The 13,432-nt window shown below is 65.1% G+C and carries 13 protein-coding genes; 10 read left to right on the top strand and 3 right to left on the bottom strand.

Annotation, left to right across the window (positions count from 1 at the left end; genetic code table 11):
* Positions 1 to 22 precede the first annotated feature (22 nt).
* Complete coding sequence (locus GGD61_RS10470; RefSeq protein ID WP_183230670.1) at positions 23 to 1,075, bottom strand: glycosyltransferase family 1 protein; 1,053 nt, start codon at positions 1,073 to 1,075, stop codon at positions 23 to 25.
* 275 nt (positions 1,076 to 1,350) lie between these two features.
* Here GGD61_RS10470 and GGD61_RS10475 point away from each other — a divergent pair, with 275 nt between their 5' ends.
* Positions 1,351 to 2,067 carry a L,D-transpeptidase gene (locus GGD61_RS10475; RefSeq protein WP_018318642.1) on the top strand — a complete coding sequence of 239 codons (717 nt, stop codon included), beginning with the start codon at positions 1,351 to 1,353 and terminating at the stop codon, positions 2,065 to 2,067.
* Between the two features lie 114 nt (positions 2,068 to 2,181).
* A complete protein-coding gene (locus tag GGD61_RS10480; RefSeq protein WP_049814899.1) occupies positions 2,182 to 2,598 on the top strand; it encodes a cytochrome c family protein in 417 nt (138 codons plus the stop codon).
* Here the strand turns inward: GGD61_RS10480 and GGD61_RS10485 are convergent.
* Together GGD61_RS10485 and GGD61_RS10490 are read right to left on the bottom strand one after the other, a co-directional pair.
* Positions 2,595 to 2,861 (bottom strand): hypothetical protein, encoded by a 267-nt coding sequence (locus tag GGD61_RS10485; protein WP_092253514.1) that lies wholly within the window; start codon positions 2,859 to 2,861, stop codon positions 2,595 to 2,597. The two genes, GGD61_RS10480 and GGD61_RS10485, sit on opposite strands and share 4 nt — an antisense overlap.
* Positions 2,854 to 3,645 carry a DUF899 domain-containing protein gene (locus GGD61_RS10490; protein WP_409362460.1) on the bottom strand — a complete coding sequence of 264 codons (792 nt, stop codon included), beginning with the start codon at positions 3,643 to 3,645 and terminating at the stop codon, positions 2,854 to 2,856. Before GGD61_RS10490 ends, GGD61_RS10485 begins: the two co-directional genes overlap by 8 nt.
* A 153-nt stretch (positions 3,646 to 3,798) precedes the next feature.
* Here GGD61_RS10490 and GGD61_RS10495 point away from each other — a divergent pair, with 153 nt between their 5' ends.
* From GGD61_RS10495 to GGD61_RS10530, 8 genes are all read left to right on the top strand, one after another.
* Positions 3,799 to 5,019 carry a helix-turn-helix domain-containing protein gene (locus GGD61_RS10495; RefSeq protein ID WP_183230672.1) on the top strand — a complete coding sequence of 407 codons (1,221 nt, stop codon included), beginning with the start codon at positions 3,799 to 3,801 and terminating at the stop codon, positions 5,017 to 5,019.
* Between the two features lie 28 nt (positions 5,020 to 5,047).
* A complete protein-coding gene (locus GGD61_RS10500; protein WP_018318637.1) occupies positions 5,048 to 5,686 on the top strand; it encodes a PQQ-binding-like beta-propeller repeat protein in 639 nt (212 codons plus the stop codon).
* Positions 5,687 to 5,826: 140 nt separating this feature from the next.
* On the top strand, positions 5,827 to 7,392 hold the full coding sequence (locus GGD61_RS10505; protein WP_092253520.1) for a DUF4403 family protein: 1,566 nt from the start codon (positions 5,827 to 5,829) through the stop codon (positions 7,390 to 7,392).
* Between the two features lie 136 nt (positions 7,393 to 7,528).
* Complete coding sequence (locus GGD61_RS10510; RefSeq protein ID WP_092253522.1) at positions 7,529 to 8,638, top strand: ABC transporter ATP-binding protein; 1,110 nt, start codon at positions 7,529 to 7,531, stop codon at positions 8,636 to 8,638.
* Positions 8,639 to 8,686: 48 nt separating this feature from the next.
* Positions 8,687 to 9,745, top strand: a complete 1,059-nt coding sequence (locus GGD61_RS10515) for an ABC transporter substrate-binding protein (RefSeq protein ID WP_026202048.1) — start codon at positions 8,687 to 8,689, stop codon at positions 9,743 to 9,745.
* A gap of 22 nt (positions 9,746 to 9,767) precedes the next feature.
* Positions 9,768 to 11,030 carry an ABC transporter permease gene (locus GGD61_RS10520; RefSeq protein WP_183230673.1) on the top strand — a complete coding sequence of 421 codons (1,263 nt, stop codon included), beginning with the start codon at positions 9,768 to 9,770 and terminating at the stop codon, positions 11,028 to 11,030.
* A complete protein-coding gene (locus GGD61_RS10525) occupies positions 11,027 to 11,854 on the top strand; it encodes an ABC transporter permease (RefSeq protein WP_177236969.1) in 828 nt (275 codons plus the stop codon). Before GGD61_RS10520 ends, GGD61_RS10525 begins: the two co-directional genes overlap by 4 nt.
* Positions 11,855 to 12,220: 366 nt before the next feature.
* Entirely contained in the window at positions 12,221 to 13,432 is a 1,212-nt protein-coding gene (locus tag GGD61_RS10530) for an ABC transporter substrate-binding protein (protein ID WP_183230674.1), read from the top strand.

The following is a 13,432-nucleotide window of genomic DNA, read 5'->3' on the forward strand; positions in this document are numbered from 1 at the left end:
TCGCTGTGGTTCAAATGAAAGATCAACCGCGCACCGGCCGCCGCGCCATGCGAGGCGAGGCGCGCAGGACGCGGCTGGGCTGAAGTGAGGTGAGATTGCCGACGAACTGGCGCGCGCTGTTTTCCCAGGAACGCTCCAGCGCGAAGTTGCGGCAGGTCTCGCGCGACATGGTGAGCGCGCGCAGGCACGCGGTACGCAGATCGTGGTCGATCGCGCCGATCGGGTGATCGGCGATGACGTCCTTGGGGCCCGTCACCGGAAACGCCGCAACCGGCGTGCCGCAGGCCAGCGCCTCCAGCTGCACCACGCCAAACGTATCGGTCAGGCTCGGAAACACGAACACGTCGGCGGCGGCGAGATGCGCGGTGAGATCCGCGCCCTTCTTCTCGCCGAGGAACACCACGTCCGGATATTTCCTCTCGAGCGCCGCCTTCTGCGGGCCGTCACCGACGACGACCTTCGTGCCGGGCAGATCGAGCGAAAGAAACGCTTCGAGATTCTTCTCCACCGCGACCCGGCCCATGGTCATGAAGATCGGCCCCGGCAGATCGAGCCGTGCCGGATGATCGGGATGAAACAGCTCGGTGTTGACGCCGCGGGTCCAGAAGCCGAGCCGCTTGAAGCCGCGCTCGGAGAGCTCCTGGCGCAGCGAGGGCGTCGCCACCATCGTCATCGCCGCGGCATCATGGAAGTGGCGCAGCACGGCATAACCGACGGCGGCGGGGATGCCGGTCCGCACCGCAACATATTCGGGAAAGCGCGTCGTGTAGGACGTGGTGAAGGCAAGCCGGTTGCGACGGCAATAGGCCCGCGCGGCCCAGCCGATCGGACCTTCGGTCGCGATGTGGAGCGCGTCCGGCGCAGCCTTCTCGATCCGTCGCGCGATCTCCTTTCCGCTCGGCAGCGCGATGCGCAGGCCCGGATAGGTCGGCAGTGGCCAGGACGGAAAGCCGTCCGGCGTCAGGAAGTCGATCTCGACATCGAGGGCCTTGGCGGCATTCGCCAGCGAGGTCAGGGTGCGGACCACACCGTTAACCTGGGGATGCCAGGCGTCAGTCGCGATTAATACCCGCATGGGGAAATCCCGAGAGTTTGATGATTCTCGGTTTCCGACCATCAACGAAGGATATTTCAGGCGTGTGACGTCACAGAAGTGTCGGCCCACCGTTTTGTTCGTTAACGGGCGCCTGCGGCCACGAAACTGTCATGAAACAATCCTTGCCGCCGTGAAACCGTTTTCGGTTTTCCGCGCAAATGTCCCGAAACGTTTTGCCGTTAGTGATCTTGCGCAACGGAGCACCGCAACGGTGCCGCGGTGGCCGAGACCACCGAGCAAACAGGGGCGATCACATGTTCAATCTGGACACGTTCAAGACGTTTTCGCGCGCCGTTGCTTTTGGCGCAGTCGCGGTCTCCGCGATCGCATTCGCAGGCGCAGCCAAGGCCGCGCCAGTGCAGCTCTTCCCCTTCTTCCAGCCGCTGCCGCCGTTCGCCGCGCCGCAGCCGATCCAGCCCTATCAGCCCTACCAGGCACCGACCTATCAGACCGAGCCGTCCGAAGATCAGGACGCCGTGGAGATGCCGGCACGCTTCCGTCGCCAGACCGTGTCCTACGCGACGCGTGAGGCGCCGGGCACCATCATCATCGATACGCCCAACACCTATCTCTATTACGTGCTCGGCAACGGCCAGGCGCTGCGCTACGGCATCGGCGTCGGCCGCGACGGCTTCACCTGGTCGGGCACGCAGTCCGTCACCAGAAAGGCAGAGTGGCCGGCCTGGACTCCGCCGCCGGAAATGATCGCCCGCCAGCCCTATCTGCCGCGCCACATGGCCGGTGGCCCCGGTAACCCGCTTGGCGCCCGCGCCATGTATCTCGGCGGCACCATCTACCGCATCCACGGCACCAACGCCCCCGACACCATCGGCAAGCGCGTCTCTTCCGGCTGCATTCGCCTGACCAATGATGACGTTTCCGACCTCTACTCCCGCGTCAACGTCGGCACCAAGGTGATTGTGCTGCCGATGACGGAACGGAGAGCGGAGCTCGGAACCGCGACGCGCTGAACCGACAGGACATTGTGACGCAAACGGCCCCGGAACATCCCCGGGGCCGCTTTCGTTTGCCCTCGACATTCCGGCGCGCGCTTGCTGCGGCGCGGGTCCCCGATGGAGGCGCAAATGCAATCACGCCTGCAGACGTCACGAAGTTCATCGCTGCGCACGATTGCGGCCGCCGGAGCAGTGACACTGCTTCTCTCGACCCCCTCGCTCGCGCAGCAGCCTGCGGGCAACGAGGCAGCCCACCAAGCCTTCAACAATTCCTGCCGCACCTGCCATTCCGTGAAGGAAGGCGACAACCGTCTCGGCCCCAACCTCAACAAGATTCTGGGACGCAAGGCCGGCGCGCTCCCGGACTATAATTATTCCTCTGCGATGAAGGATGCCGGTTTCGTCTGGGACCAGGACAAGCTCGCGCGCTTCATGGTCAAGCCGGACGAGGTCGTTTCCGGCAACAAGATGCAGCCCTATGGCGGCATCTCGGCGGAGGAAGCGGGGAAGATCGTTGCTTATTTGCAGGCAGGTGGGACGCCCTAACGAATCCGCCGCTCCGCAATCAACCTCAGCCACGCCGCCGAGTGAAACGCGCTCATCAAGAGATACATCGGCACCATGCCGCCGAGCACAGATCCCTGCCCGGCGCCGCACAGCATGTCCGGCCCACCCCCGATCATGGCCGTCAGCACGGCCATGATCGCGAAGGTTGGCGTCGCCGCCAAGGCCAGCCACTTGGCGAGATGGCGCGCAGCCACCACGCCATCGCGACCGGCGCCGGCCGTTGCGTTGAGCGGACTAGTCACGTCCTTTCGCGGCCTCGTCGCGAAAGGCCTTCTCGCCGGCGTCGGAGATCTCGACCCATTTTTTGTCGGGCGCCGCGCCTTCGGTGTAGCTGTCGTGCCAGTTCCACCATTTGTAGGTCGGCGTCTGCGGATAGCCCTTTGGCGAATCCTCCCAGACCTCCTGCCGTCCGAGCGGCGTGATGTCGAGATAATTCCAGGTGCCGCCCATCTGCTCGTCGCCGCGGCTCTTGACGAAATAGGTGCGGAAGATGCGGTTGCCGTCGCGGTAGAACACGTTCGTGCCATGCCATTCGTCGACGCCGAAATCGGCGTCAAAGCTGTCGGTAACGATGACCCACGGCATGGTCCAGCCCATCCGCTGCTTCAGCCTGATGATGTCGGCCTGCGGCGCGCGTGAGGCGAACACCAGCGTGGTATCGCGGGCGTTGAGGTGCGCGACGTGGGCGACCTGGTCCGCCACCATGGAGCAGCCGCGGCAGGCGTGATCGGGCCAGCCGAACACGCCGGGCTCGAAGAAGGCACGGTAGACGATCAGCTGCCGCCGGCCCTGGAACAGGTCGAGCAGGCTGACCTTGCCGCCGGGCCCCTCGAACGCATAGGTTTTGCTCACTTCCATCCACGGCATGCGCCGGCGCTCGGCGGCCAGGGCGTCGCGGGCACGGGTATGGGCCTTTTCCTTCACGAGCAGTTGCTGACGGGCGGCCTCCCAGTCCTGCGGCGACACCACCGGCGGTGTTTGCATGCCTGCCTGTCCGTTGTTCCGTTCGTTTTGGGCTAATGTCATCATGACTCTCCGAATTCCTTGCTTGACGTTTTGCCTGGGCGATCACTCCGCGTCTCGCGGAACCGCTCGCCCGTCACCGCACCTTGTCGGCCGTCAACGAATTCTGGCACCTCGCGGTTGCGCGGTGGGAGTAACAAGTGTGGCGGGATTGACATGGAGTCGCTGATCACCGCCGCCGCGCGCGCGCTCGAGGCCGGCGATCCGCTCGGCGCTCTGAACCGCGTCGCGCTGCGCAACGATGCGCCGTCGCTGCCGCTGCGCGGCATCGCGATGGCGCAGCTCGGCGATCTCGCGAAGGCGAAGACGCTGCTGCGAAGCGCGGCGCGCGCGTTCGGTCCGCGCGAGGCGGTGGCGCGCGCCAGATGCGTGGTGGCCGAAGCCGAGATTGCGCTGGTCTCGCGCGACCTGAGCTGGCCGGCGAAGACGCTCGCGGCGGCACGGACGACGCTCGAAAAGCACGGCGATGTCGCCAATGCCACGCATGCGGGCCACATCGAGGCACGACGTCTTCTTCTCGTCGGACGGCTCGACGACGCCGAGCGTATCCTCGCCGAGCTCGGCACCTCTCCGCTTCCGCCTGCCCCGCAGGTCGTCCGCGAGCTCGTGGTCGCCGGCATCGCAATACGGCGGCTCAGAACCAAAGACGCGCGCGCGGCGCTTGCCCGGGCGACCGACGCAGCGAGCCTGGCGGGCATCCCTGGGCTGACAGCCGAGGTCGAGAGCACGAACCGCGTGCTCGATACACCCGCAGCACGCCTGATCACGCATGGCGGCGAATGTCCGTTGCTGCTGGAGCAGGTCGAGGAGCTCGCGACCTCGGACGCGCTGGTCGTGGACACGTTCCATCATTCGGTGCGCAGGCGAGCCACGATCCTATCGCTCGGGACTCGCCCAGTGCTGTTCGCGCTCGTCCGCCTCCTGGCGCAGGCCTGGCCCGCGGACGTCTCGCGAGAAAAGCTCATCACCGGAGCGTTCGGCGCAAGGCACGTCGATGAATCGCATCGCGCGCGCTTGCGCGTGGAGATCGGCCGCCTCCGCGCCAAGCTCAAGCCTGTGGCCGATGTCGGCGCCACGAAGCAAGGCTTTGCGCTGACCCCGCGCAAGACGCGGCAGGTCATGGTGCTGGCGCGGCCCGTCGAGGAGAAGCACGCCGCTGTCCTCGCCTTCCTCTCCGATGGCGAGCCGTGGTCGAGCTCTGCGCTCGCGCTGGCGCTGGGAACCAGTGCGCGCACCGTGCAGCGCGCGCTCGACGAGCTGGCGCGATCGAACAAGGTGCAGTCGTTCGGACATGGACGGGCGCGGCGCTGGATGACGCCGCCCGTCCCGGGTTTCCCGACAGGCTTGTTACTCCCCACGCCACTGCTGAAGACGTAAGGTAGGAGCACATCACAGGGAGCGAGACATGAAGCGTTCAGCCGCCGAGATCGTCAGGGAGTACGGGCCGTTTGAGGGCGTCGAGGCCGTGCACGGCGTCACCTATGATGGCAGCCATGTCTGGTTCGCATCCGGCGACAAGCTGAATGCAGTCGATCCTGATAGCGGCAAGGTCGCGCGCTCCCTCGATGTCGCAGCCCATGCGGGAACGGCGTTCGATGGCCGGCACCTGTTCCAGATCGCCGAGGATCGCATCCAGAAGATCGATGCGGCCTCGGGCAAGGTGCTCACCAGCATCCCGGCGCCGGGTGGCGGTGGCGATTCCGGCCTGGCCTGGGCCGAGGGCTCGCTGTGGGTCGGGCAATATCGCGAGCGCAAGATCCATCAGGTCGATCCGGACACGGGCAAGGTCCTTCGCACCATCGAAAGCAAGCGCTTCGTCACCGGGGTGACCTGGGTCGACGGCGAGCTCTGGCACGGCACCTGGGAGGGCGAGGATAGCGATATCAGGCGGATCGATCCCGCCACAGGCAAGGTGCTCGAGCAGCTCGACCTGCCTGCCGGAACGATGGTGTCAGGGTTGGAGTCCGACGGCGGTGACCGCTTCTTCTGCGGCGGTGGCCCTAACGGCAATGTGAGAGCGGTCCGCCGTCCCCGGCGCGGCTAGCCCCCGACGATGGCCTGAATGCACGGCAGCGATGCGGTCGCTGCCGTTAACCCATTCGCCCCAATTCCACCCCATCGGTGCGCTCTAGCGCCCTCCTCGCCTGCCCTGTAAAATCCCAGCCGGGGCGGCCTGGGGGATCGATGCGACTGACGTTCAACTTGAAGACCATCACGATCGCCGTCGTAGTGCTCGCGGCGTCATTCTTCATCAGCTTGAAGGCCATGGACTGGCTGTCGCCGCGCGCGACGAACTCCGCGCCGCCGGTGGCGCAACTGCCGCCGTTGCCGCCGGTCGCGAAGAGCTCGATCGTGGTGGCGCCGGTCGCCATCGCGCTGTCGGCGATCCGCGACCAGGCCGAGAAGGCCGCCCCGCGCAATTTCGCAGGAAAGGCCGACAACCCGATCTCGCAGATCCTGGAGAACGCCGATATCGGCTGGACTGCCGTGCGCGGGCCGATGGCGACTGCCGGCGACAAGGACGTGCTGACGATCTCGACACCGCTGAGCGGCAAGCTGAACGTGACGGGCTCGCTGTCGGCGAAGGCCACAGGCGCGCTCGGCGACGCGCTCGGCAGCGTGCTTGGCGGTGACGCAGCGAAACGGATCGGCGCTGTCAACATCAAGAATTTGAACGCCAGCGCCGAGATCAAGGGCAACGTGGTCGTCACCTCGCGCCCGAAGCTTGCGGCCAACTGGCATCTCGAGCCCAATCTTGGCGCCCAGGTCAATCTCGGCGATACCAATCTCAACGTCGCCGGCGCCAAGGTCAACGTTCCGGCGCAGGTTAAGCCGCTGATCGACAAGAATGTCGGCGAGCAGATCAACATCGTCTCCGAACGCATCCGCAACGATCCGAGCCTGCGCGAGAATGCGAAGCTGCAATGGGCCAAGGCCTGCCGCTCGATCCCCCTGCAGGGCTCGGGCTCGACCGCGCTTCCGCCGCTCTGGCTGGAGATGAAGCCGATCCGCGCCATTGCCGCGCAGCCGCGCGTGGACGCGCAGGCCGTGACGCTGCTGATGGGCCTGGAAGCGGAGACGCGCGTGACGTCGGCGCAGACCAAGCCGAACTGCCCGTTCCCCGACAAGATCGCGATCGTGCCGCCGACCGGCACCGGCGTGAACATCGGCGTGCCCATCGACGTGCCCTTCACCGAGATCAACAAGCTGATCGCCGCGCAGATGGTCGGCCACACCTATCCCGAGGACGGCTCCGGCCCGGTCGACGTCACCGTCAAGAGCGTCAACGTGATCCCGTCGGGCGAGCGCCTGCTGATCTCGCTTTTGGTCCGCGCCAAGGAAAAGAAGAGCTGGCTCGGTCTCGGCGCCGAGGCGACCGTGCACATCTGGGGCCGGCCGGTGCTCGATCAGGCCCAGCAGACGCTGCGGCTCACCGACATCCAGCTCGCGGTGGAGTCGGAAGCCGCTTTTGGCCTCTTGGGTGCCGCGGCGCGCGCGGTGGTGCCGCAGATGCAGCAGGCGTTGCTGCAGAGGGCGACGCTCGACCTGAAGCCGATTGCGGCGAACGCGCGCGAGAAGATCGCTGGCGTCATCGCCGACTTCCAGAAAAGCGAGGACGGTGTCAAGGTCGACGCCAAGATCGACAGCCTGACGCTGGCCGACATCGCCTTCGATTCCAAGACGCTGCGCGTGGTCGCGGAAGCCGGCGGCACGCTGAATGTGTCGGTGACGAAGCTGTCGGGGATGTAGCTCGCTTTCGCTCGCCGTATCTGGGCGCCTCTTGATCGGTTGCGCCGCTGGCATTCTGATCGGAGGGTGCTAAGCTGTTCCTCGCAACCTCGAATGAGGTGCCGACAGCACTGTATTGGGTAACGCGAGGGACAAGATGGAAGCCGGCATGGTCACGCCTGCGCCGGCACTGGTGCGCTTCTCCGGCATTCAGAAGACCTATGATGGCGAGCATCTCGTGGTGAAGAACCTCGACCTCGACATCAGGAAGGGCGAGTTCATCACGTTGCTTGGCCCGTCGGGCTCGGGCAAGACCACCACGCTGATGATGCTGGCCGGCTTCGAGGTTCCGACCCATGGCGAGATCTACCTCTCAGGCCGGCCGATCAAGAACATGCCGCCGCACAAACGCGACATCGGCATGGTGTTCCAGAACTATGCCTTGTTTCCACACCTGACGATCGCGGAGAATATCGCCTTCCCGCTCTCCGTGCGCAAGACGAACAAGGCGGACGTGGAGGAGCGCGTCGGGTCGGCGTTACGCATGATCAAGATGGAAACCCTGGCGCACCGTCGGCCCGGACAGCTGTCCGGCGGCCAGCAGCAGCGCGTGGCATTGGCCCGCGCGCTGGTCTTCAATCCGCAACTCGTGCTGATGGACGAGCCGCTAGGGGCGCTGGACAAGCGCCTGCGGGAGCAGATGCAGTTGGAGATCAAGCAACTGCACGAGACGATGGGCATCACCGTCGTTTACGTCACCCATGACCAGAGTGAAGCGCTCACCATGTCGGACCGCATCGCCGTGTTCAATGACGGCATCGTGCAGCAGATCGACAAGCCCGACGCGCTGTACGAGCACCCGGTGAACAGCTTCGTCGCCCATTTCATCGGCGAGAACAATGTGCTGGCCGGCACCGTCGAGACGGTCGACAAGGATTATTGCCGCGTCGCGCTGGCTGCCGGCGGCACTGTCACCGCGCGGGCGATCAACATATCAGGCGCGGGCGCATCGACCTCGCTGTCGGTGCGGCCGGAGCGGATCACTATTATTCCGGACGGCAGCTCCAGTGACGGACCGAACCGGCTGCCGGCCAAGGTGCAGAACACCATCTATCTCGGCGACCACGCGCTGGCCGTGCTCGATGTCTCGGGGAATGCCGAGTTCATGGTCAAGCTTCAGCCCGGCGCGCATGACAGCCTGACACATGGTGCAAACGTGTTCGTCACCTTTCGCCCCGAGGACTGCCTCGCCCTCGATCCCGTCTGATCCAGCGATCGAACTCAATGCAACGCATATGAAGAAGGAACAATGACCATGCTGAAGCGCAAGATTGGCAAGATTGCTCTGGGTTTCGCCGCGGCCTTCACCGCCAGCGCCGCGCTGGCCACGGTCGGGCAGGCGCGTGATCTCACCGTCGTGTCGTGGGGCGGCGCGTATCAGGATGCCCAGAAGAAGGTCTATTTCGAGCCGTTCAAGAAGGCGGCCGGAATTGCCATGAATGACGAGTCCTGGGACGGCGGCGTCGGCGTGCTGCGCGCCAAGGTGCAGGGCGGCGCCGCCACCTGGGATGTCGTCCAGGTCGAGAGCGACGAGCTGGCGGTCGGCTGCGAGGAAGGTCTGTTCGAGAAGATGGACTATTCCAAGATCGGCGGCGAGGCCGCCTATATCCCGCCATCCGTCAATCCCTGCGGCGTCGGCGCCATCCTCTATGACTTTGTGCTCGGCTACGACAAGGACAAGCTGAAGGAGGCTCCGAAGGGCTGGGCCGACTTCTTCGACACCAAGAAGATTCCCGGCAAGCGCGCCCTGCGTCAGGGCCCGAAGACCACGCTGGAGATCGCGCTGATGGCCGACGGCGTCGCGCCGAAGGACGTCTACAAGGTGCTGGCGACCGACGAGGGCGTCGACCGCGCGTTCAAGAAGCTCGACACCATCAAGAGCGACCTCGTCTGGTGGAAGGCCGGCGCCCAGCCGCCGCAGCTGCTCGCCTCCGGCGAAGTCGCGATGACCTCGGTCTACAATGGCCGCATCGATACCGCGAACAAGAACGAGAAGAAGAACTTCGGCATGGTCTGGGACGGCGCGCTGTTCACCCTCGACAGCTGGGTGATCCTGAAGGGCAGCCCGAACAAGGACGCGGCCTACAAATTCCTGGATTTCGTCGGCAAGGCGGAGAACCAGTCCAAGCTTTCCGAGAACATTGCCTACGGCACCTCGAACAAGGACGCCGCCGGCAAGCTGCAGCCCGCCGTTCTGAAGGACCTGCCGACGGCGCCTGACAACATCAAGAACGCGGTCGAGATCAACGTCGGCTTCTGGCTCGAGAACATCGACCGCCTGACCGAGCGCTTCAATAAATGGGCCGCGAAATAACGCGCGCCGCAAGGCTCGCCCCATGACGGATGCGCTCTTGACCGGCGGCAATGCGTCGACCGAGGTGCCGCTCAAGCGCCGATTGAGGCGCGCGGAGCGGACACGCCAGGTCAAGGCATTGGCGCTGGTCCTGCCGCTTCTCGTCTTTCTGCTCTTCACCTTCGCAGGCCCGATCGCCGGCATGCTGTGGCGCGCGGTCGATGACAGGGAGGTGCGTCAGGTTCTGCCTCAAACCGTCGCGGCTCTCGCCGATTGGGACGGCAAGGACCTGCCGGACGAAAAGGCGTACGCTGCGCTGGCAAGCGACATCGTGGCGGCGCGCGCCTCTGGCACCATCGCGATTGCGGCGAAGCGGCTGAATTACGCACTCAACGGTTTTCGCACGATCCTGACCAGCACGGCACGCAATCTGAAGACGATGCCGGAGCCCGGCGCGGCCAAGGAGACGCTGGGCAAGATCAATGCGGCCTGGCGCGAACGCGCCACCTGGACGACGATCAGGGATGCCAGCGGCCCCATCACGGGCTTCTACCTGCTGGCGGCGCTCGACCTTGTCAGGAACGTCGACGGCGCGATCGTCGCGGCCCCGCCGGACCAAGCCATCTACCGCAGCCTGTTCACCCGCACCTTCATCATCAGCCTCAGCGTCACCGCGCTCTGCCTGATCCTCGGCTTCCCGGTCGCCTACCTCCTGGCGACACTGCCGCCGGGAAGATCGAACCTGCTGATGATCTTCGTGCTGCTGCCGTTCTGGACGTCGCTCCTGGTTCGCACCTGCGCCTGGATCGTGCTGTTGCAAAGCAAGGGCGTCGTGAACGACAGCCTGCACTGGCTCGGCATCATCGACGGGCCGTTACGCCTGATCTACAACCGCTTCGGCGTCTGCGTGGCGATGACCCACGTGCTCCTGCCCTTCATGATCCTGCCGCTTTACAGCAGCATGAAGGCGATCTCACCTGCTTACATGCGTGCCGCCGCCTCGCTCGGCGCGCCACCGTTCACCGCTTTCTTGAGGATCTACCTGCCGCAGACGCTGCCCGGCATCGGCGCAGGAAGCCTGCTCGTCTTCATCCTCGCGCTCGGCTACTACATCACACCTGCGCTCGTCGGCGGCGCCGCCGATCAGATGATCAGCTACTTCATCGCGCTCTACACCACCGAAACAGCCAATTGGGGTCTTGCTTCGGCGCTCGGTGCGGTGCTGCTGCTCGCCACCATTCTGCTGGCACTGGTCTACGGCAAGCTCGTGCAGGGCCAGCAGGTCACGGGAGGCATGAAGAATTGAGCGACAATGCTTCCCTCCGCACGCCGAGCCAGCGCATTGCGTGGACCGCAACCATCATTGTCTCCGCGCTGGTGTTCATCTTCCTGATCGCGCCGATCCTGGCGATCATGCCGCTGTCCTTCAGTTCGGGCTCGTACCTGACCTATCCGCTTCCGGGCCTGTCGTTGCGCTGGTACGACGACTTCATCAGCTCGCCGCGCTGGATGAATTCGCTGAAGAACAGCATGATCATTGGCGTCGCCTCGACGCTGCTGTCCATGGTGCTCGGCACGCTCGCGGCGCTCGGCCTGGCGCAGTGGAAGAGTAGGTTCAAGCCGCTCGTGCTGGCCTTCGTGCTGTCACCGGTCGTCGTGCCCGGCGTCATCACCGCGGTCGGCCTGTATTTCTTCTTCGCGCCGATCGGGCTGACCGGCAGCTATCTCGGCTTGATCCTGGCCCACACCGCGCTGGCGACGCCCTTCGTGGTGATCACGGTCGGCGCGACGCTGCAGAGCTTCGACACCAATCTTTCGCGCGCCGCCGCCTCGCTCGGCGCCTCGCCGCTTCAAGCGTTTCGCCGCGTGATCCTGCCGCTGATCCTGCCCGGCCTCGCCTCGGGCGCATTGTTCGCCTTCGCGACCAGCTTCGACGAGGTCGTGATCGTGCTGTTCATGGCAGGTCCCGAGCAGCGCACCCTGCCGCGCGAAATGTTCAGCGGCATCCGCGAGAACATCAGCCCGACGATTACAGCAGCGGCGGTGATCCTGACGGCGGTCTCGGTGATCCTCCTCGCCACCCTCGAAGGCCTGCGCCGCCGCAATGAACGGCTCAAGGCCGGCGGCTGAGCGCTCTTCCTTCTCCACGATTGCAGGGTGAGGGGAAGTCTTCGCAAGGACGACGGCAGTATCGTTGGGTGGGCAAAGCGACTTGTCCGCCGTAGCTCGAAGAGCGAAGGCGGAAGCGTGCCCACATGTCCCTCGATCATGCTGAGATGGTGGGCACGGCGCAAATGCGCCTTTGCCCACCCTACGATCCTGAGCTCGCTGATCCTGCTGAGCCTCATCAGCTGCGGGGAGAGGCGAAGGGAACACGCCCGCCCCTTCTCTTTTTGCATTCCGCTATGGCGCGCATCGCTTAGCTGCCGCGGTCGATTGTCGCTAGAACAGTCCCCGCAACAAAGCCCAAACAACAACACAGGGAGAAGAACAACCATGCAAAAACTCATCGCCGCCGTCGCGGCCGGTTTCGCCCTCGCCGCTACGTCCGGCGCGGCGCAGGCGCAGATTTCCGACGATGTCGTCAAGATCGGCGTGCTCACGGACATGTCCGGCCTCTATGCGGACGCGACCGGCAAGGGCTCGCTCGCCGCCGTCGAGATGGCGGTCGCCGATTACGGCGCGAAGGTCGCGGGCAAGCCCGTGCAGGTGGTCGCCGCCGACCACCAGAACAGGCCCGACGTCGGCGTCAACATCGCCCGAAACTGGTACGACAACGACAAGGTCGACGCGATCTTCGACGTGCCGACGTCATCGGTGGCGCTGCCGGTCTCGGCGCTGACGCGCGAGAAGAACAGGATCAACATCAATTCCGGCGGCGGCTCGTCCGACATCACCGGCACCGCCTGCTCGCCCAACACCGTGCACTGGACCTACGACACCTATGCGCTGTCGAACGTCGCCGGCAAGGCGATGGTCAAGCGCGGCGAGGATAGCTGGTTCTTCGTCACCGCCGACTACGCCTTCGGCATGGCGCTGCAGCGCGACGCCGCCAACGTCGTCAAGGAGAGCGGCGGCAAGGTGCTCGGCGAAGTCCGCCATCCGCTCAACTCGTCGGATTTCTCCTCGTTCCTGCTCCAGGCCCAGGCCTCCAAGGCCAAGGTGGTCGCGCTGGCCAATGCCGGCGGCGACACCACCAACGCGTTGAAGCAGGCGTCCGAGTTCGGCCTGACCCAGGGCGGCCAGAAGATGATCGCGCTTCTGCAGGAGATCACCGACACGCATTCGCTCGGCATCAAGGCAACCCAAGGCCTGATCGTCACCGACGCCTTCTACTGGGACATGAACGAGGAGACCCGCGCCTTCTCCAAGCGCTTCAACGAGAAGGTCGGCCACATGCCGACCATGATCCAGGCCGGGCTCTACTCGGCGACCATGCACTATCTGAAGGCGATCGACGCCATCAAGAGCGACGAGGCGCCGAAGGTGATGGAGCAGATGCGCAAGACGCCGGTCAACGACTTCTTCGCCAGAGGCGGCAAGATCCGCATCGATGGCCGCATGGTCCACGACATGTATCTGTTCGAGGTCAAGAAGCCCGAGGAATCCAAGGGCGAGTGGGACCTCTACAAGCTGATCGCCACCGTGCCCGGCGACGAGGCCTTCCGTCCGCTCGACAAGGGCGGCTGCCCGCTGGTGACGCACTGA

Origin of the sequence: Bradyrhizobium sp. SBR1B (assembly GCF_014198205.1) — a bacterium.
Classification (GTDB): domain Bacteria; phylum Pseudomonadota; class Alphaproteobacteria; order Rhizobiales; family Xanthobacteraceae; genus Bradyrhizobium.

Bases quoted from the DNA above. Each gene is read 5' to 3' on its own strand.
- GGD61_RS10495 (WP_183230672.1), top strand. From the start codon at position 3,799: ATGGAGTCGCTGATCACCGCCGCCGCGCGCGCGCTCGAGGCCGGCGAT.
- GGD61_RS10500 (WP_018318637.1), top strand. From the start codon at position 5,048: ATGAAGCGTTCAGCCGCCGAGATCGTCAGGGAGTACGGGCCGTTTGAG.
- GGD61_RS10505 (WP_092253520.1), top strand. From the start codon at position 5,827: ATGCGACTGACGTTCAACTTGAAGACCATCACGATCGCCGTCGTAGTG.
- GGD61_RS10530 (WP_183230674.1), top strand. From the start codon at position 12,221: ATGCAAAAACTCATCGCCGCCGTCGCGGCCGGTTTCGCCCTCGCCGCT.
- GGD61_RS10480 (WP_049814899.1), top strand. From the start codon at position 2,182: ATGCAATCACGCCTGCAGACGTCACGAAGTTCATCGCTGCGCACGATT.
- GGD61_RS10470 (WP_183230670.1), bottom strand. From the start codon at position 1,075: ATGCGGGTATTAATCGCGACTGACGCCTGGCATCCCCAGGTTAACGGT.
- GGD61_RS10520 (WP_183230673.1), top strand. From the start codon at position 9,768: ATGACGGATGCGCTCTTGACCGGCGGCAATGCGTCGACCGAGGTGCCG.
- GGD61_RS10510 (WP_092253522.1), top strand. From the start codon at position 7,529: ATGGAAGCCGGCATGGTCACGCCTGCGCCGGCACTGGTGCGCTTCTCC.
- GGD61_RS10490 (WP_409362460.1), bottom strand. From the start codon at position 3,645: ATGACATTAGCCCAAAACGAACGGAACAACGGACAGGCAGGCATGCAA.
- GGD61_RS10475 (WP_018318642.1), top strand. From the start codon at position 1,351: ATGTTCAATCTGGACACGTTCAAGACGTTTTCGCGCGCCGTTGCTTTT.
- GGD61_RS10515 (WP_026202048.1), top strand. From the start codon at position 8,687: ATGCTGAAGCGCAAGATTGGCAAGATTGCTCTGGGTTTCGCCGCGGCC.